This window comes from Desulfoplanes formicivorans (assembly GCF_001748225.1).
In the GTDB taxonomy this organism is placed as follows: Bacteria; Desulfobacterota; Desulfovibrionia; order Desulfovibrionales; family Desulfomicrobiaceae; genus Desulfoplanes; species Desulfoplanes formicivorans.
Window position 1 is genome coordinate 142,867 of record NZ_BDFE01000008.1, and the last position, 21,951, is coordinate 164,817.

At 56.6% G+C, this 21,951-nt stretch carries 18 protein-coding genes; 5 read left to right on the forward strand and 13 right to left on the reverse strand.

What is annotated here, in order from left to right:
- Positions 1-33: 33 nt before the first annotated feature.
- From DPF_RS03305 to folD, 3 genes are all read left to right on the forward strand, one after another.
- The gene (locus DPF_RS03305) at positions 34-834 is read left to right on the forward strand and encodes a type III pantothenate kinase (protein ID WP_231702117.1); all 801 of its coding nucleotides are present in this window, start codon (positions 34-36) and stop codon (positions 832-834) included.
- 156 nt (positions 835-990) lie between these two features.
- Positions 991-2,295 carry a phosphopyruvate hydratase gene (gene eno, locus DPF_RS03310; protein WP_069857446.1) on the forward strand — a complete coding sequence of 435 codons (1,305 nt, stop codon included), beginning with the start codon at positions 991-993 and terminating at the stop codon, positions 2,293-2,295.
- Positions 2,296-2,299: 4 nt separating this feature from the next.
- Positions 2,300-3,148, forward strand: coding sequence for a bifunctional methylenetetrahydrofolate dehydrogenase/methenyltetrahydrofolate cyclohydrolase FolD (folD, locus tag DPF_RS03315; RefSeq protein ID WP_069857447.1), 849 nt, complete (start codon positions 2,300-2,302; stop codon positions 3,146-3,148).
- Positions 3,149-3,255: 107 nt separating this feature from the next.
- Here the strand turns inward: folD and amrB are convergent, their stop codons facing one another.
- From amrB to rdgC, 13 genes are all read right to left on the reverse strand, one after another.
- Positions 3,256-4,065, reverse strand: a complete 810-nt coding sequence (amrB, locus tag DPF_RS03320) for an AmmeMemoRadiSam system protein B (protein ID WP_069857448.1) — start codon at positions 4,063-4,065, stop codon at positions 3,256-3,258.
- Positions 4,066-4,077: 12 nt separating this feature from the next.
- Positions 4,078-6,939, reverse strand: coding sequence for a tetratricopeptide repeat protein (locus DPF_RS03325; protein WP_176724150.1), 2,862 nt, complete (start codon positions 6,937-6,939; stop codon positions 4,078-4,080).
- 353 nt (positions 6,940-7,292) lie between these two features.
- Positions 7,293-8,312 (reverse strand): sigma-54 interaction domain-containing protein, encoded by a 1,020-nt coding sequence (locus DPF_RS03330; RefSeq protein WP_069857555.1) that lies wholly within the window; start codon positions 8,310-8,312, stop codon positions 7,293-7,295.
- 373 nt (positions 8,313-8,685) lie between these two features.
- Positions 8,686-9,027: a flagellar basal body rod protein FlgB gene (locus DPF_RS03335; RefSeq protein WP_069857450.1), complete on the reverse strand. Its 342-nt coding sequence runs from the start codon at positions 9,025-9,027 to the stop codon at positions 8,686-8,688.
- A gap of 155 nt (positions 9,028-9,182) precedes the next feature.
- The gene (gene folE2 / locus DPF_RS13985; RefSeq protein WP_069857451.1) at positions 9,183-9,950 is read right to left on the reverse strand and encodes a GTP cyclohydrolase FolE2; all 768 of its coding nucleotides are present in this window, start codon (positions 9,948-9,950) and stop codon (positions 9,183-9,185) included.
- Positions 9,951-10,370 carry a nickel-responsive transcriptional regulator NikR gene (nikR, locus tag DPF_RS13990; protein ID WP_069857452.1) on the reverse strand — a complete coding sequence of 140 codons (420 nt, stop codon included), beginning with the start codon at positions 10,368-10,370 and terminating at the stop codon, positions 9,951-9,953.
- Between the two features lie 142 nt (positions 10,371-10,512).
- The gene (locus DPF_RS03350) at positions 10,513-11,166 is read right to left on the reverse strand and encodes a class I SAM-dependent methyltransferase (RefSeq protein WP_069857453.1); all 654 of its coding nucleotides are present in this window, start codon (positions 11,164-11,166) and stop codon (positions 10,513-10,515) included.
- 210 nt (positions 11,167-11,376) lie between these two features.
- Positions 11,377-11,889 carry a xanthine phosphoribosyltransferase gene (gene gpt / locus DPF_RS03355; RefSeq protein ID WP_218069957.1) on the reverse strand — a complete coding sequence of 171 codons (513 nt, stop codon included), beginning with the start codon at positions 11,887-11,889 and terminating at the stop codon, positions 11,377-11,379.
- Positions 11,890-11,940: 51 nt separating this feature from the next.
- A complete protein-coding gene (locus DPF_RS03360; protein ID WP_069857455.1) occupies positions 11,941-12,861 on the reverse strand; it encodes an ABC transporter permease in 921 nt (306 codons plus the stop codon).
- Between the two features lie 221 nt (positions 12,862-13,082).
- On the reverse strand, positions 13,083-14,159 hold the full coding sequence (locus DPF_RS03365) for an ABC transporter permease (RefSeq protein ID WP_069857456.1): 1,077 nt from the start codon (positions 14,157-14,159) through the stop codon (positions 13,083-13,085).
- A gap of 12 nt (positions 14,160-14,171) precedes the next feature.
- On the reverse strand, positions 14,172-15,206 hold the full coding sequence (locus DPF_RS03370; RefSeq protein ID WP_439951197.1) for a BMP family ABC transporter substrate-binding protein: 1,035 nt from the start codon (positions 15,204-15,206) through the stop codon (positions 14,172-14,174).
- Positions 15,207-15,367: 161 nt separating this feature from the next.
- On the reverse strand, positions 15,368-15,898 hold the full coding sequence (locus DPF_RS03375; RefSeq protein ID WP_069857458.1) for a hypothetical protein: 531 nt from the start codon (positions 15,896-15,898) through the stop codon (positions 15,368-15,370).
- Between the two features lie 22 nt (positions 15,899-15,920).
- A complete protein-coding gene (rdgC, locus tag DPF_RS03380; protein WP_069857556.1) occupies positions 15,921-16,535 on the reverse strand; it encodes a recombination-associated protein RdgC in 615 nt (204 codons plus the stop codon).
- 241 nt (positions 16,536-16,776) lie between these two features.
- Between rdgC and DPF_RS03385 the strand changes: the two genes are divergently transcribed.
- Together DPF_RS03385 and DPF_RS03390 are read left to right on the forward strand one after the other, a co-directional pair.
- Positions 16,777-18,963 (forward strand): DUF3536 domain-containing protein, encoded by a 2,187-nt coding sequence (locus tag DPF_RS03385; RefSeq protein WP_141721047.1) that lies wholly within the window; start codon positions 16,777-16,779, stop codon positions 18,961-18,963.
- 8 nt (positions 18,964-18,971) lie between these two features.
- Positions 18,972-21,932 (forward strand): WD40 repeat domain-containing protein, encoded by a 2,961-nt coding sequence (locus DPF_RS03390; protein ID WP_069857460.1) that lies wholly within the window; start codon positions 18,972-18,974, stop codon positions 21,930-21,932.
- Positions 21,933-21,951 lie beyond the last annotated feature (19 nt).

Here is a 21,951-nt window from a genome sequence, read left to right on the forward strand (position 1 = left end):
GGACCTTGTGATGGCGTCAACAGGATGTGCGTGATGACAAATCCTTTGTTTCTTTTTGATCTCGGCAACACGAACATGAAAATCTCTCTTGCCTCCCTGCGCGGGGTGGAAAAGAGCCTGGTCGTCCCGACCCGGGAATACACGTCCGACTCTCTGGGACTGTTGCTAAGGGATGCGTGTTCCTTTTTCGCCATAGCGCCCGACCAGGTCCGGGCCTGGGTGGTTTCCTCGGTTGTCCCGCCCCTGGACAGAATCCTTGTCGGCGCTGCACAACGTTTTTTTGCCTGCCCGATTTATTTTGTTCCCCACGACATTCCCCTTGCCATTGAGAATCGTTACGCCAGACCGCGGGAGGTCGGGGCGGACCGATTGGTGGCGGCTTTTGCCGGACGTCGGCTCTTTGAGGACAAGACCCTGATCCTGATCGATTTCGGCACGGCAACCACGTTTGACTGTGTGCAGGACAATGCCTATCTCGGCGGGCTCATTTGTCCGGGAGTCCTCTCTTCGGTGCGGGCCCTGGGAACAACAACCGCCAAACTGCCCCAGATCAGTCTGGAGACAACGGGCTCGGAAGTCGAGATCGGCCGGGATACGGCAACAAGTCTGAATCAGGGCATTGTCCACGGATTCGCGGCCATGGTCGAGGGGCTGACGGATCGACTCAAGAAAAGTCTTGGGGATGATCGGGCCGTGATCGTGGCCACGGGTGGATTCGCCGAAAAGATCGTTTCCGTCTGTTCGGGTATTGATCATGTCCAACCCGATCTGCTCATGCAGGGCCTGCGCATGGCGTATCGGGACATGATCCGGGAACAGGGGGAAGGGCGATGAGCCCGGGCATGTACCCTGTTGTCTGTTGTGCTCGGCAATAGCGGTGCGTGAGGGAGACGGGCATGAGCCGACCGCCCATATCCTGCGATCTTGGCAAGCAAAGAAATTCTGTTTCTTGTGTTCTCTTACAAAAAACCTTCTACGAGGAGTGATGGCATGAGTTATATCGAGTCAGTATGGGCAAGGGAAATCCTGGATTCCAGGGGCAATCCCACCATTGAAGTGGAAGTTGGTCTGGAGTCGGGCGTTGTCGGTCGTGCGGCCGTGCCTTCGGGTGCCTCCACCGGGACCCGCGAAGCCCTGGAATTGCGTGACGGAGACGAGTCTCGTTATGGGGGCAAAGGCGTTGCGCAGGCGGTCAAGAACGTCATCCAGGAGATTGCTCCGGATGTGGAAGGCATGGATGCCAGACGTCAGGTGGAGCTTGATCAGTTGCTCATCGAGCTTGATGGCACGGAAAACAAGAGCCGCCTGGGAGCCAACGCCATTCTCGGCGTTTCTCTGGCCACAGCCCGTGCCATGGCCAGTCAGCTGAACATGCCCCTGTATCAGTATCTGGGGGGAGTCAACGCCAAGGTTATGCCCGTTCCCATGATGAACATCATCAATGGCGGGGTGCACGCGCCCAACAATCTGGATATTCAGGAATTCATGATCATGCCCCTGGGTGCGGAGAATTTTGCCCAGGCCCTGCGCATGGGAGCCGAGACCTTTCATGCCTTGAAAAAGATTCTGGCCGCGGACAAGCTGACAACGGCCGTGGGTGACGAAGGCGGGTTCGCTCCCAATCTCAAGAGCCATGACCAGGCCTTTGAATACATTATCCGGGCCATTGAGGCCGCAGGGTTCGAGCCGGGCAAGGACATCTCTCTGGCCATTGATGCGGCTGCCTCGGAATTTTTCAGGGATGGGAAATACCATCTGGCCGGGGAGAACAAGGTTGTCTCTGCCCAGGAGCTCGTTGACATGTACGAGGAGTACACCAGGAAATATCCCCTGGTTTCCGTGGAAGACGGCTTGGCTGAATCCGATTGGGAAGGATGGCAGAACATGACCGATCAGCTGGACACCATCCAGATCGTGGGTGACGATATTTTTGTTACCAATCCCGGCATATTGAGCCACGGGATCATCCATGGTGTGGCCAATTCCATCCTCATCAAACTCAATCAGATAGGTACCCTGACCGAAACCATGGATACCATAGAGATGGCCAAGGAGTCCTCTTACACCACGGTTATTTCCCATCGCTCCGGAGAGACCTCGGACAGCTTTATTGCCGATCTTGCCGTGGGCGTGAACGCCGGACAGATCAAGTCGGGATCGTTGTGCCGCAGTGACCGGCTGGCCAAATACAACCAGCTTTTGCGTATCGAAGAGGAACTCGGTGACCAGGCCGTGTATTTCGGACCGGCCATGGCAGCCGAATGGTATGGCGACGATGAAGAGGAAGAGGCATAGCATAATGATACTGCTTGATGGAAAAGCGACTGCCGCAGCCATTCGCAAGGAGCTGGGGGAAAAGGTCGGTATATTGAAGAGTACGACCGGAAAGGTTCCGGGACTGGCGGTCATTCTGGCTGGCGAAGACCCGGCCTCGGCCGTGTACGTGCGCAACAAGGAACGGGCCTGTGCCGAGGCGGGTATTGTTTCCAAGGGATACAAACTGCCGGCATCAACCACTCAGGAAGAGCTGGAGGGATTGATCCGGAAGCTCAATGAGGACGATTCGGTACACGGCATTTTGTTGCAGCTCCCCGTGCCTCAGGGATTGGACAGCGATCGGTGCCTTGACCTCATTGACCCGGACAAGGACGTGGACGGGTTTCACCCGGTGAGTGTGGGCCGTCTGACTCTTGGGCTGCCGGGATTCAGGTCCTGCACCCCGGCCGGGGTGATGACCCTGCTTGATCGTTACGGACTTGATGTTAGCGGCAAGAAGGCCGTGGTCATCGGCCGGAGCAATATCGTGGGCAAGCCCCTGGCCTTGATGCTGCTGCAGCGCAACGCCACCGTGACCGTGTGTCATTCCCGGACGGCCAATCTGGCCGAGGAGGTTCGTTCGGCGGATTTCGTGTTTGCGGCTGTGGGACGTCCTCTTTTCGTGACCCGGGATATGGTCAAGGATGGAGCTGTTGTGGTGGACGTGGGCATCAACAGGACCGATGCCGGGCTGGTTGGTGATTGCGATTTCAAGGCCCTGGAGTCCAAGGTTGCGGCCATGACCCCAGTTCCCGGGGGGGTTGGTCCCATGACCATCGCGCAATTGCTCATCAACACGGTGCGCTCTTTTGAGATGAAGCAGGGGTTGTAGATGCGGGAGCAGGTCGGGGATCGCTTCCCGGCACATGTTCCCATGAAATAAGATCCATGAAAAAAGGCCCGCTTGCGGGCCTTTTTTCATGGATTGTATCCTGCTGATTACTCGACAATGATTCCCGCATATCCCACAATCTGATCATACTCTCCGTTCACGTCTCCGGAAGTGGCGTAACGGGTCAGGTAGGCCTTGCGGGCTCCCAGCTCGCGGGCAGCAATGAGCCCCGCAGTCATGGGGAGGACGCCGCACATGGAGATGTGGTTGTGGCGAACGGTGGCATAAAGGCCCTCGGGATCCAGGGCCTGGATCTGGTCAATGGCCATGCCATCGAGTTTTTGTGCGGTGTTTGCGGAAACGTAATGGCTCATGTCGGAACTGACCACCAGGCTGACCGGTTTGGCTGCGGTCCTGATGGCCCTGGCCAGGGCCATGCCCACTTTTTCGAGGATTTCAAACGTAGGATCGGCAATGGTGATGGGCACGATGCGTGTGTCCGGATTTTTGGCGTGCAAAAAGGGGATCTGCACTTCCAGGGAGTGTTCGCGCGTGTGGGAGGCGTAGTCGGCGGCGATGAGGGGACTGGCCTGGAGGATGGTCTCTGCCAGATCCGCGTCCACTGCAAGGCTGCCGCCAGGAAAGAGCCAGGAGCCGTCAGGCCAGAGGCCAATGGGGGCTCCCTGACCGGTGTGATTGGGACCGAGCAGGATGATGGTTTCGTGAAGGCTGGTTCTGGCCACGGTTTCCCCGGCCACACTTCCTGAATAGATATAGCCTGCATGGGGAAGCATGGCCAGGATGGTCGGCCGGGTGGAGGCAGCTGTACCTTGGGGCATGTATTGGTTGAGCTGACGATGCAGTGCGCGGGGATCGTCGGGATAGAATTGACCGGCTACGACGGGATGTCTGTCCATGGTCTCCTCCCCTTAGTTGAAGGGCTGCAGCTTTTCCTGCAGCTGATCCGCTTCCAGATCCCTGGCAGCCATCTTGCTGTAGATGGAATCCGGATACATCTTGGTGATCGCCACCAGTTTATTTTTCCATGACTCATTATCCTGATTCAATTTGAACAGGTTGGCAAGGGTGTACATGTGGGCCGGCCAGGACGGATCGGCCTTGGTCATGTATTTTTCGCATTCCAGTCCCCAGCTCAGGGCCTCCTGGTGACGTCGGGTCGTTGAGGTGACCCGAATGAGCATGTCCAGACAATCCCGGATCTTGGGCAGATCCTGTTCGGGCATACTCAAAAACAGGGACAGGGCCTCGTGGGCCAGGTTGTATTCGTTGCGAAGATCCTGTGCCTGTTCGGCGTGCTTGGCCATGAAATACAGGGCATAGGCCCGTTGGGCGTCAGGAAGTTCGACATCGGCAGCCAGCTGTTTCCACAAGAGGTGGCTTTGATCGGTTTGTCCCAGGTTCTGATGGGCCAGGGCCAGGGTGTATTCGAATTGACGTTTCCGGTTTGCCGAAAGTTTCCAGTCCTTGATTTCCTGGGAAAGTTTGATGATGTCCTGCCATGATTGGGATTGAACCAGAATGGCCAGGGCCAGATCCAGGGCCGGTCCGGAGCTGGCTTCCCGGGGGCGTTTGTTCGCAAGCAGCGGCGCGGCCAGCGTGAGAGCCTGGATCGCATGGCCCGTTTTCCAGAGGCTCGTGGCCACGGCCAGACGGGCCATGGGCGCGGGAGATTGATGAAGAAAGGGATAGGTATTCCACAGGGAAACAATATCCTTGAACCGGTCGCGTTCAATGGCCTTGGCCGTGAATTGCGCAAAGGCCTTGTTGCCCACCTCAAGGGCCTTGGGAGTCAGTTCCTGTTGGGGATAGTTGTTGATGAAATCTGCAACCGCCTGCAGGGTATCCCTGTATTGATCGTTCCATAATTGCCACATGGCCAATTTGAGCTGAGCAACCGGGGCCAGGGGGCTGTCGGGATAGGTGGCAATGATCTGGGAGTAAACCTGTTGCGGCCGCAGGGAATAGGGCTTGTCAAAGACGGAAAACATGGTGTCGATGGAGGGCTTGTCAAAAACACCTTCCTCGGCAAGACGCATTTTGGCGATCAGTCCACCTTCCTGATCGGGAAATTGTTCGGCTGTTTTTTCGTAAATTTGACGAGCCGCCTTTGTCTTGCCGGTCATGACGTAAATATCTCCCAACCGGGCCAGGGCGATGTCCACATCCTTGGCCTGGGGGGTCAGATTGACATACGTCCAGAATTCTTCCTTGGCAGCAGAAAGACGCTTGTTTTTGAAATCAATATACCCGGCCAGCATGAGGAAGGCGGGGTCCTTGAGGTAGTAGCGTGGCCAGCGTTTTTGCACGTAATCCATGATTTCAAAGGCCTGCTTGAAATAACCAAGTTCCTTGAGGGCCTTGGTTAGGCCAACGGCGCAGCTTTGCGTTATGGCATTGTCCGGATAGTTCTGAACTACGTATTGGAAACGATCCGCTGCCTGCTGATAGTCTTTGGCGTTCAGATAATGTTCACCCATATAGTAGTAGGTCAGGGGAACATTGGTGTCATGGGGATATTTCGATCGGATGAGGTTGAAATATGCCTGGGCCTCGGGAATATTGTTCACCTTGACATTGATCAGCCCCATGCTCAGCAGGGCCGATGGCAGTCTTGGTGATTGAGGGTTGAAACTGATCGCTTGTTGAAACGCCGACATGACTTCCTGGAAACGGGAGTCCAAGTCGTTGTGGAATTTTTGGAACAGGGCCTCGGCTTTCAGGTACAAGGCCTCTTCCCCGAGAACATCGGGCAGTGCAGGCTGATCAAGCATGTCCTGCAAGATGTCCAGGGCCGCGTCTATTTCTCCGTTTTGCAAGGTGCCCTTGGCGGTGGTCATGCGCTCCTTGAAAGAGGGAGCTGCTGTTGCGTTGGTTGTGGCATCCGTCGGCGGTGAGGCAAAGGAGGCGGCTTTATCGTTTTGGTTGGTCGGAGATCCAGAAGGGTTGTCCTTAGATGATGACTCGGTGTGCTGGTCGTGTTGCGAGCTGCTGTCTTGGGCAACGGTACGAACATGTGTAGTCTGCTGATTGCGGGCAATGGTCTTGTTGGCTTTTGCTCTGCCGCTGGTGGGACGTGAGGCTGGCGCAGTTGCCAAGGGTGTATGAGCATCGCCAAAGGCTTCTTCTGCGGTCTGAAATTTGACCTTGAAGCGGAGTGTTCCCGGACTTTTTGGCCCTGTGTTGTCTGGGATATCCCCGGACGAATGAAGAGCCGTGGCATTGATGACAACAGACTGTCCCTTTTTGGGCTGGACTGTTGGGGGCAGAGGAACGGTTTGAGTGGATGCCGTAGAACCAGATGGTTCGGGCGTGATTTCTTGCGGGGCAGCATGTGCACGACGGGCAGGCGCCTTTGGAGATTCCTTGCCGGACGGTCCTTGTTGCTGCGCTTTTTTCTGCAAGGCCATCTTGGAGGGTTGCCATTGGGCTCCCAAGGGATCGTGGAAAAGGTCCAGAATAAGTTTGTGGTCACCTGGAAGGGGAAAATAGATAAACCCAAAGGCAGGGGATTTGAGGTGGATGGTTATGGCACGCTCAGAGGGGGTTATATTGGTTATCATCCTGGAGACACTGAGATCAATGGGCGCGGGCCGGGGCTCCTGGTTCCAGATGGATGGCGGCAGGGTCAGGGTGATGGCTGTCCGGCCGGTTCTTTTGAGGGAGAACGTCGGGACGGTGCGGTCAAAGGCAAAGACAAGACGTTCTTTTTGGGGATAATGGTGCCACGATTGGGTCATGCCAAGGGCAGTGCCGGGAAGCCACAGGGCCATGATTGTTCCCACGCAGAGTACAAGGAAGTTCTGTGCTCTCCGGAATAATGTCATCACGGGATATTTGTGCTCATGGTACGCTATGTTTTCGGTTGCAATGGGCATGGTTCGGACGCGTCATTACGTGTGATCGTGCAAAAAAACCGTGGAGGCCGGCGAGGGAACCCATGGTTGTCGGTCTACCTGGCAGGGTCGGGAAAAGATGCATGAAAAAAGTCTGGTAGTGAACTTCGATACGGCAAGAAAATGAACTTCTGAGCCGTGTTTTGTTTCTCCATGCAAAAATTGTGGCAAGATTTGCGCACAAGCCAAGCGATGCCCCTCAATGTCTGCCAACAAGCATCTCCATCCGGTCAGGACGTGATTTTTTTCTTTTTTAGCTTTTCGATCAGTGTAGTACGCTTGATCCCCAGAATCTCGGCAGCCTGATTTTTGACGCCGTCAGCCATATACAGGGCTTCCTTGAGCAGGTGGGTTTCCATGATGTCAAAGAAATCCTTGAGCCCCACGCCCTGCTCCTGCATGTCTCGCACGGCCGGGAAGCGGAAGCCTTGAACCATGGGTCGGGTTTGAACCTTGGGGGGAGGAGAGACTTTGGTTCCGGTTTCTTTAAGGATTTTGTCCGGAAGATCCATCGGCGTGATGACGTCCCCATCACACAAGATGCTCAACCGTTCCATGAAGTTTTCCAGTTCGCGGACATTGCCCGGCCAGGAGTATGACAAAAGAATGTTTTGAGTTTCCTCAGCCAGTCGCATGAGGCATCGGTTCTGGTGCTTGCAGAATTTTTGCAGGAAATAATGGGCCAGCAAAGGGATGTCCTCCTGACGTTCCCGCAGGGGTGGTAAGTGAATGGGGATGACATTGAGGCGGTAAAACAGGTCTTCCCGGAAGTTGCCCTTGGCCACTTCCTGTTCCAAATCTCGGTTGGTCGCAGCAATGATTCGGACGTTGGCCTTGTAGGTTTTGGTGCCGCCGACCCGCTCGAACTCGCGTTCCTGCAGCACCCGAAGGATCTTGACCTGCAGGCTCAGGTCCATTTCCCCGATTTCATCGAGGAACACGGTTCCTCCATCAGCCAGCTCGAAGCGGCCAGCCCTTGTTCTGATGGCATGGGTGAAGGCTCCTTTCTCATGGCCAAAAAGTTCGGATTCCAGAAGCTCGCCAGGGATGGCCCCGCAATTGACCGGCACGAAGGGAGCCCCTGTTCTCTTGCTGTTGCGATGCAGCGCCCTGACCATGAGTTCCTTGCCCGTGCCGGATTCCCCGCTGACCAGAACCGTGCTGTCAGTGGGGGCCACCTTGCCTAGGATGGCAAAAACCTCCTGAAGGGCCGGGCTTTGGCCGATGATTCCCGAAGTGTCCAATGTCATCATGAGAACTCCACGTGTGCGAAAGTGATTCTTTGCAAAGCTTGTCTTGCATCAGTATGTGAGCAAGGCCGTTTATGTCAATAAAATGACAGAAATTTTTGTAAACCTTTTCATGCAGGTCGGAAGCGCGGTGGAGCCGGTGGAACTGTCTGAGCAGTCCCGAACGTCTGGTCAGGAGGAGGACGCCCCGCATGGATGGGGTGTCTGGTCAGACATTTTATGACAAAAAGGGATGGGAATCGCTGAAGGCATCCAGGAGGGGATGGCAAAGCATGGCAGGATCAGGATCTGCGCCGTATGAAGACCGCAGGATCTGACAGATGCGCGAGGGCAACTGACCGGCACATGAAACAAGGGGGGCTGGCCCGAAGGGTCACACCATTTCGTTGATCAGTTTTCCCTGGAGAAAGGCCTGGGACGAAAGCGTGGTCGCGTTGGCATCATAGGCCGTCTGGGTGGCGGTCATCTCCACCATTTCCCGGGTCAGATCCGTGGTGCTGGGAGCGGTTTCCTTGTCGGGGAGACTGGATGGCTGGAGGGGTGGTTGGTTATCATCCTGACGGATGGTTGCCCGAACACCCCTGGTGGAGGTTTCCTGCATGTCCACCCGGTCATGGGTGAAACCCGGGGTGTTGACATTGGCAATATTGTTGGATGTGACCTGTTGCCGTGTCTGGAAGGCGTGCAGGGCGCTGGCTGAAATTTCCAGGGACATGGGCAATCCTCCTCTTTACAGGCTCTGGCCGCTTGTACCCTGCCGGGATTCAGGGGGGCATCAGGCGGCCTTCATGGTGATCCCAAACATGATGACAGGGTTTTGTAGCTGCTCGTACCACGGTTGCACGGCGTGGGCAATGTTTTGTCAGACCATTACATGGTTTCTATGCAGGCGTAGGCACTGTGGTTGTGGATGGACTCCATGCTTTCCACCTCGACCTTGTAGCCGTGAACCTGGGGGTGCTTTGCCAGGTTTTGGGCCGCATTGCGGACAACGTCTTCCACAAAGGCTGCATTGTCAAAGGCCGCATCCGTGACAAATTTTTCGTCCTCCCGCTTGAGCAGGGCGTGAACCGGTGACGATCCCGCCTGCTGTCCAATATCGATGAGGTCCTCTATCCACAAGAGGCCTGAAAATCTGGCCTCGATCCTGACCATGGCGCGCTGGCTGTGGGCTCCATGGTCGCAGATGGCCAGGGAACATGGACACACGGTCATGACCGGCACGTCCACACCGAGGATCATTTCCATGTCTCTGCCTTCGAGCCTGCCCTGCAGGGAGCATTGGTAATCCATGAGGGCCGGACTCTTGCTCACTGGCGCGCTCTGCTCCCGGAAATAGGGAAAACTGAAGTGCAGATGGGCCCGCTTGGCCTGGAGTCTAATGGTCAGATCCTCAAGCAATTGCTTGAAGCTGGCGTAATCGAGAATCCCGGTCCAATCTCCCAATGCCTCGAGAAAACGGCTCATGTGCGTTCCCTTGAACGCCGCAGGCAGATCGACACTCATGTCCATGGTGGCGACGGTATGCTGCTGTCCCTGTTCCCGATCGCGAACGATCAGGGGGTGGGTGAGATTCTTGACCCCGACCCTGTCAATGGCCAGGGGGACCCGTGACGGGCCACTCTGAATATCCTGCATCTAGATGATTTCCTTACCCGTGGTCGAGAGGCTGAGTTTTCCGTATTTGACCCCCTTGGTGGAGATCAGTCGCTGGGAGGTCTGGCGGATATGCTCTCCCTCGCCCCGCAGGATGAGCACTTCCATGCAATTGTGGTGGTCAAGGTGGACGTGCATGCTCACGGTGATCACGTCCAGGGCGTTATGCTGGATCTCGGTGATTTTCTGGGCCAGATCGCTTTGATGGTGGTCGTAGACCAGGGTGAGCGTACCAACCATTTCCTTGTTCAGATCTTTCCATTCTTCTTCCACAAGGGTGTTGCGGATGAGATCGCGAATGGCTTCGGATCGGGTCTGATAACATTTTTCTTCACACAGGGCGTCGAATTTATCGAGGAGTTCGGAATCCAGAGAAATCCCGAAGCGGATAGTTTTGCCCATGCAGGTTCTCCTTGCGACAACATGGTTTACAAATGGATGATCCGTGGGGCACCTCTATGGTAGAGGATCTGGACCAGTCTGTCGGACAGGTCATCCTCATTTACAATGAAAAGGGGCAAAGGACAATGGATACCCTCTGGGATTACAGGGTCAGCTGCATGAGCTTGACGGACATGTCCATGGTATGGAGGGCCTGTCGGGTGGTTTCGATTTCTCGGACCTGCCAGCCCTTCTGGATGAGTTGACCCCATACCGGCTGGGTGACCGTACGTTCCGGGGTACCAAGAATGATGCGTCCTTTAGGGGCCAACATCCTGTCGAACAGGGTGGCAATGGGTTCGAAAAAGCGTTGTTCGTAGAGAATGTCGCCTCCCCAGATGCAGTCGAAAACTGCCGGTCTGAAAGCCGGCCTGCACCAGTCCATCTGAACCCACAAGGGAGAGGGAACCTGGTTGATGGCCGTGTTTTTCCGGGCAAAATAAACCGCAGGCCATTCATAGTCCAAGGCCACGACCCGGGCACCCAGAGATGAGGCAATCAGGGCCGTGAGGCCCAGGCCGCAGCCCAGATCCAGACATCGTTTGCCCCGGATGGATTCCGGATTGTCCTCAAGCCACCGGGCAAGGACCAGGCTGGCAGGCCAGAGTTCAACCCAATAGGGAATATGGTTGTCGTCTCCCTCATCTTCCATGGCGTCCCACAGGGTTTCAAGGTCGGCGATACGCTCAAGAGCCCAGGTTCGTCCGGCAATGTCCACGTGGATGCGTGAGGTTGGCCAGGTGGTGAAATCAAGCATGCATGAAAACAGGTGTGAAGATGGCAGTCGGCCGTGGAAAACGGTCTTCTGGTTGAAGTGTCCTGTTGCCGAAGGTGGTGGCACGTACGCCCTTTGGCGGCTAACCAGACACAGGACCGGGCGAGGATCATGGCTCAAGATCCAGTCTTGGAATATGGATGCACTGGAAAGGCCGTCAGATCGCCACGCGCAGGGTGTTGTAGCCTGTTCTTATTCTTTGGACGAAGGATTCTGCTTTGTGGCTGCTTGGCGTTGCGCAATGGGCTCGGCAAGTCTGAGCTCGGAATCCCAGGGAAACAGAACCCAGGTGTCCTGGCTGACCTCGGTGACAAAGGTGTCCACGAGAGGTTTTCCCTGGGGTTTGGCATACACCGTGGCAAAATGGGCCTTGGGCAGCATCTGGCGGATCACTCCGGCAGTCTTGCCGGTATCCACGAGATCGTCGATGATGATCCAGTCCTGGCCGTCGCCTTCCACGGCCTTGAGAACCGAAATGTCTCCCTGGGACTGCCATGAATAGCTGACCACGCAGACCGTATCCACCAGACGAATTTCCAATTCTCTGGCAACAATGGCCGCAGGAACCAGTCCGCCCCGGGTGACGGCAATAATGCCTTTCCAGGTTCCCTGGTTCATGATTTTCCAGGTCAGGGCCTTGGCATCTTGGTGGAGCTGTTCCCAGGACACCGGGTACATTTTCGTGTATCTGTCTGTTGGCATGATGAAAAGGATGCAAAAGATGAAAATAAAGGAAAAAAAGACGACAAGGAGCGCTCAATCCGCGGGTTCGATGTTCACGCCCAGAGCGCCGGGAGCCTGGGAGCCCTTGCCCTTGATGGAGGACAGGACCAGCACGAGGATGGTCAGGGCGTAGGGGAGCATCATCAGGAGGGATGACGGAATATTGGTGCCCACGGCCTGAAGCCGGAACTGAAAGGCCATGACGCCGCCGAAGAGGTAGGCCCCAAGAACCGCCTTGCCTGGTTTCCAGAAGGCAAAGATGACCAGGGCCACGGCGATCCAGCCTCTGCCTGCAGTGATTCCGTTGGTCCACAGATGGGTATAGGCCAGGGAGAGATAAGCCCCACCAAGGCCGATGAAAAAACCGCCCGTCAGGATGCCTGCCCAGCGGTACGCCTTGATGTTGATGCCGGCAGCCAGGGCTGCGTCAGGATATTCACCCACGGAACGCAGGGCCAGGCCTGTCTGGGTGTGCCTGAACACGAACCAGACCAGCACGGGAAGACAATAGGACGTGTAGATCAGGGCGTCATGATGAAAGGCAATGGGACCAATGATGGGTATGGAACCGAGCAGGGGGAAGGAAAAGGGAGTAAAACCGGGCGCATTCTGGCCCACGAACGGAGTGCCCCAATAATTGGCCAGTCCGGTTCCCAGAATGGTCAAAGCAAGGCCCGAAACAACCTGATTCCCCTGAAAATGCAGGCAGACAATCCCGTGAATGGCTCCCATGAGGGCTCCGAAAGCCCCGCCGGCCAAAAAGCCGAGCCAGGGATTGCCTGTGAGCATGGCGACGAGAAAGCCTCCGAACGCCCCGCAGAGCATCATTCCCTCTACCCCGAGATTGAGCACCCCGGATTTCTCGGTGATGATTTCTCCAAGGGTGGCATAAAGGATCGGGGTCCCGGACTGGATGGTCGCTGCAAAAAGAGGAATAAGGACGTCGATGTTCATGGTAACGGTGTTTCGTTGTTGGAAGGCATGTTTTTTTCGTCAAGGTGCGCGGTTTGAAGTACGCGGTTTCCGGTGCGCAGTGTACTTCAAACAGTAGGTGATTTGTGTTTTCCCGGACAGGGCCGGCACGGTTGCCTTGTCTGGAAATTACGGCAGACTCTATGTATCCACATCACGGGTTGCTGTGCACTGCATGCTGAGCCTTCCTGTACGTTGAAAAACTATTTTCCGGACGATTTTTTTCTGCCCGAAATCGTGTAATGCTGGAAAAAACTGCTTGCCAGAATAGTCAGGAGGATCAGCCCCTCCATGACGCTGCCAAAAGCGGCCGGGACCTGGAGGTCGAGCTGAATGCCTTCCACGCCCACGCGAAGTCCGGCCAGAAGAAACGAGGCCACGCCAATGGACAGGGGGTTGAGGCGGGCCAGCCAGGCAACGACAATGGCCGTGTAGCCGTATCCGGCCATGATGGTTGGCTCAAGGCGGTTCAGGGAAGACGATGCTTCCAGAAATCCCGCCCATCCGGCCAGGGCCCCGGAAAAAACCATGACCATGACGATCAGTCCGTTATAGGGAAGCCCGGCGTATTTGGCGGCACGCGCGTTTTCACCGCAGGCCTTGAGGGCGAATCCGTACCGGGTGTACTTGAGAAAAACGGTCATGAGCATGCCGATGACCATGCAAAGCACAATTCCCCAGCTCACATTGGTTTCTCCAATAAATCCCACTATGGCGCCTGGAGAAAATGTCGGAGTCATGGGCATGCCGAAACTGGCCGGGTCCTTCCATGGGCCATAGACCAGATACTCCAGGACAAGGATGCCGATGTAGTTGAGCATCAGGGTGACAATGATTTCGTTGACCCGGAGCTTGATTTTCAGCAGGGCCGGGATGAGTCCCCACAAGCCGCCCAAAAGGGTGGCGCATGCCAGCATCAGGGGAAGGAGAAGGTACCAGGGCAGACCGGGAAAGGTCAGGGCCGCCCAGGTGGCTCCCACACTGCCCAGGGCGTACTGGCCTTCGGCACCGATATTCCAGATTTGTAGCCTGAACGTGATGGCCACGCCCAGGGAACACAGAAAAATGGGCACAGCCTTGGCCAGACAGTCCTGAATGGCCCAGCTTGTCCCGAATCCGGATTCGAGAAAAAGGAGTATGCCGCCCAGAGCCGGTTTTCCCTGCAGGGCCAAGAGTCCTGCGCTCACAATCAGGGAAACCAGAACAGCCGAGCTGAGAACAAGACAGGTTCCCCACCAGGGGAGGGGAACCTGTCTTTTGTGCACGCGGATATCGAGCATGTTTATTCGGTGTTATTTGGTTGAGCCCTGCACGCCCTGGACAAGCCAGTCCATGCCCAGCAATTGCTCGTCAGTGGCGCTTGTGCCGGCCGGGATGACCACCTTGCCGGTCTGATCCTTGACGGGACCGGCAAATACCTTGAGGGTACCGTCAATAATGGCTTTTTTGGCAGCCAGCACCTTTTCCTGGAGGTCCTGGGGAACCATGGGGCCAAAGGGCGCGAGATCAATAATACCGGATTCCAGCCCGGGCCAGTAACTTCCGGTCTTCCAGGTTCCGTTCTGTACCTGGGTGACGATCTTCTTGTAGAAAGGACCCCAGTTCCATACCGGAGCGGTCAGGTGGGCCTTGGGAGCGAAGCGGGACATGTCCGAATTGTACCCAAGGGAATATTTGCCTGCTTCCTGGGCTGCTTCCTGAACCCCAGGCGTGTCCTGGTGCTGGGCGATGACGTCACACCCTGTTTCCAGCAGACTCTTGCCCCCTTCTTTTTCCGTGGCAGGATCATACCAGGTTTTGGTCCAGACAACATTGACCTGGGCATGGGGATTGACCGCCTGGACACCCAGGGTGAAGGCGTTGATGCCCCGGATGACTTCGGGGATGGGGAACGCGGCCACGTAGCCGATCTTGTTGGAAGTGGTCATGCCTCCGGCAACCATGCCCGAGAGATAGCGGGCCTGATACATGCGGCCGAAATAGTTGCCCACGTTTTTGGATGATTTGTAGCCCGAACAGTGCATGAACACGGCTTTGGGAAACTGCCTGGCAACCTTGAGGGTCGGATCCATGTAACCGAAACTGGTGGTGAAGATCAGGTCGTACCCCTTGCGGGCCATGTTCTTGATCACCCGTTCGGAATCGGCGCCTTCGGGTACGGCCTCCACATAGGATGAGGTGACCCCTGGCATCTTGTCGATGGCCTGGCGACCCAGTTCATGGGCATAGGTCCAGCCGGCATCTCCGATATGTCCTATGTACACGTAACCGACCTTGATATCCTTTGCCCCGGCAGTACCTACTCCGGCGCATACCAATGCGATCATTGTCGAAAGCAGTGTGAAAAAACGAATCATTGTCATCACTCCTGGAAAGTTGGTAAAAGACAGTGGCCATAACAAATGGCTGGGCTTTGAGCCTCAGCCAAGGGTCTTGCAGCAAACGTGATTTGTCCCGATACCCTAGAGTTCACGACCTGGCAATAGAATCAGGCGCTGTGTATCCATGTCCGGATGCGCTGGACCTCATCGGGCCAGTCAGGTCCCAGCCGGCGGTTGAGAAAAAGGGAAAAGACCACGTCGAGATAACCAAGGCATGTTTCCATCAGGTACATTTTTTCCAGGAAAATGGCATCGGGGTCGTCCCCCTCTTCCACATGGGTGTCCACCTTGGGGGTCTTGAGCCCGGTCAGGGCAAAATTGTCGGCATTGATCTGGACCTGCCAGACGTTTTCGTCGTGTTCGATGCGCAGCTTGGCCTGGCCGACCTTCTTGCCGGTCTTGAGCCCGGCCCGGGCCTCTCTGAGTTCGGCCATGGGACCGCTGCATACGGCAGTTTCCTTGCCTTCCCCTTCGCCGCCCTGGACAGCGATCCGCTGCTCGACGAGCAGGACAAAGCTTTCGCCTGTTGGGGTTTGAAACATTCCTTGCTGCTGTTCGCTCGTGGCCCAGAGCCAGGTCAGGAAATCCTGGCCGATATTTGATCCCTGCTCTGCCGCACGTTCAAGATTGATATCCATACGATTGTTTCCCGGGGTCCTGCTAGATAAAGATGGTCGGTTCCAGATTTTCCAATTCTTCGAGACGGTGAAGGCCCATGGCGCCCAGGGCCTGGAAAAACGGTGTCTGGGGTTCCAGATTCAGGCCAAAGGTCTTGGTGAAGAGTTCCTCGAAGAGTTCCTTGACCTTGTCTGTTGTGTTGCCAAGGTACACGAGCTGTTTGTCCGTATCCCAGACAACATTGAAATAGGCGGGAATGGGCAGTGTTCTGGCCCGGAGTTTGAGTTTGACCTGTTCCTTGATTTCGGTCTTCTGATCTCTGGTCAGGAATTTCTTGCCCTGGGCTTTCATCAGTTCCAGTTGATGCTCCATGGCTAGCTGAACATGCTTTTTCAGGACCGCTGCCGGGATGCGTCGGGTGTCGATGCGCAGACTGAAGGCGAGGTAGGCCCCTTTTTCCGGCGGGGCGGTTTTCCATTGTTCGTCAAGCATGTTGTCGAAACAGACCCAGCCGAAAGAGCGTTCGTCAGCGGTTTCGTCAATATCCCTGAAGGCGAAGGTACGAAGTCTTTCGTTGACCTCGGCCCAGAGTTCCTTGGGAACTTCTTCGACAATGCGGTATCGTGTCAGACTGGTGGAAGCGGCAAGAATGGACATGGGATCTCCCTGGAAATCCGGCAGCAGGTAGCATGGGAAATTCATCCTGAAAACGGGTTGCTACTTGCCCTGTTTTGTCCGTAAAGGCAAATGAAACAACAGGGCGCATGTGCTGGGAATAATATGATATAATAATGAATAAATTAAATAGGATATAAACTAAATCGCGGAATGGTGTCCCCGTGTGGACGCCATCTTCCTGCTGGTTGACGAAAACGCATGTCCCCTAATCGGAGTTTATATGTCAGGCTATGTGTGCATCCACGGACATTGTTATCAACCCCCCCGGCTTGATCCCTGGGTGGAGGAATTTCTGGCCGAGCCAAGCGCGGCCCCGTACCTGAACTGGAATGAACGGATCGCCAAGGAGTGTTATTCGCCCCTGGCGTGGGCCCGACGCATGGAACAGGGCAAGGTGGTCGAGATCATCAATTGCTACGAATGGATCAGTTTCAATTTCGGACCGACCCTGCTTACCTGGATGGAACGTCATGCCCCGCAGACGTATGCCCGGATTCTCCAGGGGGACGCCAGAAGTCAGGCGCGGCTGGGGCATGGCAATGCGCTGGCCCAGGTTTATCACCATGCGATCATGCCCTTGAGTACGGACTCGGACAAGGACATTGAAATTGCCTGGGCCATCCAGGATTTTGAGGCCCGGTTCCAGCGCAGGCCCGAAGGCATGTGGCTGGCTGAAACCGCAGTGGACACCCCGACCCTTGAGGCCCTTGCCCGGGCCGGGATCGGATTCACCATCTTGGCTCCGCATCAGGCCAAGGCCGTGGCCACCCTGGATGGCAAACACGTTTTTGGCGTGGATGAAACCACGCTGGATACCTCGGCGCCGTATCGGGTCAATCTGCCTTCGGGAAACAGCATGGTTGTTTTTTTCTACAACGGTCCCCTGTCCAGAGCCGTTGCCTTTGAACAGCTTCTGGCCGATGGCGAGAGCTTTTTCCGACGCATCGTGTCCCAGGCTGGAGCAGGCCTTTGTTCCCTGGCCACGGACGGGGAATCCTATGGCCATCACTTCACCTTCGGGGAAATGGCCCTGGCCTATGCCATCCACAGGTTGCGCACGGACCCCAAAGGGTACGGACTGACCAACTACGCGGCCTGGCTCGAAAACCATCCGCCATCCCAATCCGTGATTCTGCACGAACCTTCCTCGTGGAGCTGCATCCACGGGGTGGAGCGGTGGAAGAGCGATTGCGGATGCACGGATGGCGGGCATCCGCAATGGAAGCAGCATTGGCGACAGCCGTTGCGGCGTTCGCTCAATTATCTCCGGTACTATGTGGAAGATCATTATCGGCGCAAGGCGCGCCCCCTTTTTCACGATCATGCCGCGGCCCTCAAGGACTATGGTCTGGTCCTTGCCGGCAAACAGGATCGGGCCTCCTTTCTTGAGGAACAGTGTACTCCAAGGGGCCGCGAACAGGAAGAATTGTGCCTGTCCCTTTTGACCATGCAACGGTGGTCTCTGGCCAGTTTTGCCAGTTGCGCCTGGTTTTTCGACGACCTCGGACGTATTGAACCGGTCATCGTCCTGACCTGTGCACTGCGCTCTCTGGAAGTGCTGCTGGCCACCGGAGGCCGGGATGTTTCTCCCGGGTTTCTGGAAATTCTCGAGGAGGCCCAGTCCAATGATCCGTCCAAGGGGGATGGGGTTGCAATCTGGAAGAACTTGGTTGTTCCCCGGCGCATGGATCCCCTCCATCTTGCAGGAATGCTCCTTGTTCTGGGGAGCAAGAGGCTTGAATGGCCGGGTGTGGAGGCTTTCCTGGTCAACAGGCGTGACGACCAGAACGGCTTTACCGCTTCCCTGTCCGTGACTTGGCAGCGCACGGGAACACGCCAAAAACGATCCCTTGGCGGCACATGCGGTACCGGCGAGCAGGTGTTCAGCATTGACGATGGCCAGGCCACGTATGTGGTCCCTCGGGATATGCATGCCCAGGTCCGGGGCTATCTGACCTGGCAGCGTACTAGTGAATTTGAGGCCGGGGAACGCCAACGTCTGGTTGAGATGGCAGATCAATGGTCATGGCTTGTGCAGCCCTTTGGGGAAGGCCAGACATCGCCCCTTGGCCATCCCGGAGCCATTGTTCCCGGTGTGGCCTGGCTGTGGATTCGCGGTGATGTTGTTTGTTCTGATGCTCAAAAACAGTGGATGAGGCGTTTTTTTGCCGAGAACATGCACGCAGTTGCCCAGGTCGGTTCCCTGCTTACCAGCCAGGTACGTACCCTGCTCGACAAGACGCCTCTGCCCGGAACGATCATTCTGGACATGATCGAACGGGCTCGCGCAATTGGCGTGGAACCCTATTGGTGGAATGTGCAGAATGCCATCTGGACCGGCAGGGACCGGCAGGAAATTCTGGTCATAGCCAAGGCCGTGGGCATGGTCATTGAGGGCGAATCATGAGGGGGAGCATGGAAAACGGATTCACCAGACGAGGGGCCGTGGGTATGCTGAAACTGATTATCCTGTTTCTGGCTGTTGTGGCGTGTTTGCCGTCAGTGGCCCGGAGCCAGCCTGTCCCCATGATTGTGGACACCGGTGGGCATACCGCTTCCATTCGGGCCATGGATGTCTCTCGGAACGGCCGTTGGCTGGTTACGGGGAGCGAGGATAAGACCGTTCGCATCTGGGATGTGATACAAAAACATTGTCTGCAGATGATCCCCATGACTTCGCCCCCTGGGTTGCAGGGAACTGTTTTTGCCCTGGATATCGCCCCTGACGATCGCATCGTGGCCGTGGGAGGTCTGATGGGTGGGCAACCTGGTGATGTTGCCATGGGCCGGGTTTTGCTGCTGTCCCTGCCCGAGGGAACGTGCATCGCAACGCTGGAGCATGCTCCCAGTCCGGTCCACGCCATTGCCTTTTCCCCGGACGGCAGATTGCTGGCTGCGGGATCGGAAGACGGGATCGTCAGGATCTGGGATATGGACCAGGGCACACTTGTGCACAGCTTTCATGGTCATGGAGGCACGGTGGGCTGCCTGGCATGGATTGATGCCAGTCGGCTTGTGTCCGGCGGTGACGATGGTCGGATTCTTGTCTGGGGGATGGACGAACTGGCTCCCATCGGGACCCTTTCCGGGCATACCGGCCGGGTTGCTTGTCTGGCAGTGTCGCCCGACGGCACCATGCTGGTTTCTGGCAGTCATGACGGAAGTGTGCGGGAGTGGGATCTTGCCGCCATGCAACATGTCCGACAATGGTCGCTCCAGACGGCGTCGATATTGAGTCTGTCCTTCAGAGGTGACGGGAAGTTTGTTCTTGCAACCACCGGGGGGTTGGGCCTGGGGAGTGGCCGGTGCATGATCGTTGATCCGGAAACGGCCCGGGTCAAGACCCTGTTTTCCGGGCATGTCCAGGGCGTGAATGAGGGCCTGTTCGTTCCCGGGACATCCCTGGTCGCTACAGCGGGTGAAGACCAAACCGTGCGGTTGTGGGATACCCAAAAGGGGAGACTGGTTCACCGGTTTGTGGGACGCGGTTGCCGTATCACGGAAGTCGGTTTCGGCCCCGGGGGGGACCGGATTTTCTGGAAGATTGGCCCATCTGTCCTTCGGGCACCAGATAATACAACGCATGCTGTCAGGCCGGAAACCCTGGAGATGCGGTTTCAGGAAGGGTATTTGGATGTTGCTGCCGTTTCTTTGCCCGCGGATGTCCAAGGGCCGTTTCTCAATGTTGGAACACGCCGTCTGGTGCGCAATGTCGGGGCGGATGCCACACGCAGTCTGCTCGAGGTCTATGACCATGATCAGCGTCGGTTCATGATCAACCGGACTTATGAGGACAAAAGAGAACATACGGCAGCTTCCTTCACGCCGGACGGCAGGTATGTTGTCAGCGGTGGCGGGCGTGGGGCTCTGGCCATGTACCGGGTTCAAGATGGCGTCAAGGTGCGTGACTTCAAGGGGCATACAGGGGGAGTTACCTGTCTGGCTGTTTCCCCGGATGGTACACGGCTGGTTTCGGGATCACTGGATCAGACGGTTCGCCTTTGGAATCTTGCTACCGGCGAATTGCTGGCAACCATTCTGTATGCGACCAATGATGAATGGATCGCCTGGATCCCGGCAGGGTATTATGCCTGCTCGCCTTCAGGGGAATCTCTCCTTGGCTGTCTTCTCGCTTCCGAGAATAATAACAACCACGATATATTGCAGGTGGTTCCTGCAGAAACCTTTGCCCGGTATCTCTACCAACCGGACCTTGTCCGGGCGACCATCTCCCAGGGCCGTTCAGCCGCGGCCCTGGATCGAACCGCTTTGCTGCCGGTCACTTCCGAGTTCTTGAGCCGCCATCGTCCGCCAGGCATTGATCTGGTCAGCCCTGCAGACGGGGCGGTTCTCGGGTCCCGCCAGCAGGAACTGCTTGTTTCCCTGCACGCCCGGGGAGATGATCCGATCTCATGCAGGCTCCGGGTCAACGGTTTTGGCAGGGACATGCCCCAACCAGAAGCAGGCTGGTCCGGTCACCTTCGTGTTCCCGTGGTGCTGGAACCCGGGGAAAACACCGTGGGTTGTGTTTGTGAGGGTCCGCACGGGGCGCGATCTAGCGCCGAGATCCAGGTCCACCTCCCGGAGGATGGAAACGCAACCAGAAAAATGCCCGGTGATCTGTATTATCTTGGTGTGGGTGTGGAGCGCCTGGGCGCCTTTGCCCACATGGATCTGCCCACGTCTTCGGACGACGTGAAAATGGTCGCCCGTCTGTTCACAACGCTGCGAGGCAGGGGGTATGCGAAGGTGCATGAGCGCCTTGTGAGCGATGATTACGGCCACCCACCGACCAGGGCGCATATCCATGATGCCCTGGCCTGGCTGGAACAGGCTGGTCCGCGGGATACGATCATTGTCATGCTTGCCGGCCAGGGCGTGCTGGACCAGGATGACCGTCCGGTTTTTTTGCCCAGGGACACTCGCCCTCTGGGACGGCATGGATACGCTTGGGAGAGCGTTGTGGATATCGATTCCCTTTTGGTCAGGCTCGGCAAGCTCAAGGCCCGGACCCTGGTTTTGTGCGATGTGGCCCATACCGGCCCTCTGGACATGACCCGGATCATGCGCAGAGCCCGGGCCCTGGGGGTTGCCGTGCTTTCGGCCACCCGTGGATGGCAAAAGACCGCTCCTGCGTATGCGTCCATCCCCTGTTCTCCCCTTGCCTACGCCGTGTTCAAGGGGATCGGTCCAGGGCTGTTGGCAGATGCCTCAGGAGACGGCCGGGTCGATCTTGACGAATTGGGCGCGTATGTGACCAGGGAGGTTCAGGCCATAGACCGCAAGCTCGTGCCGTCTCTGGTTGTGCCTGTGGGGTATGGGCAATGGATGGTGGCTGATTCGGGTATGGGGAGCAGGGTCACGGGTCGGGATTGATTCCTGATGTCCGGTCATG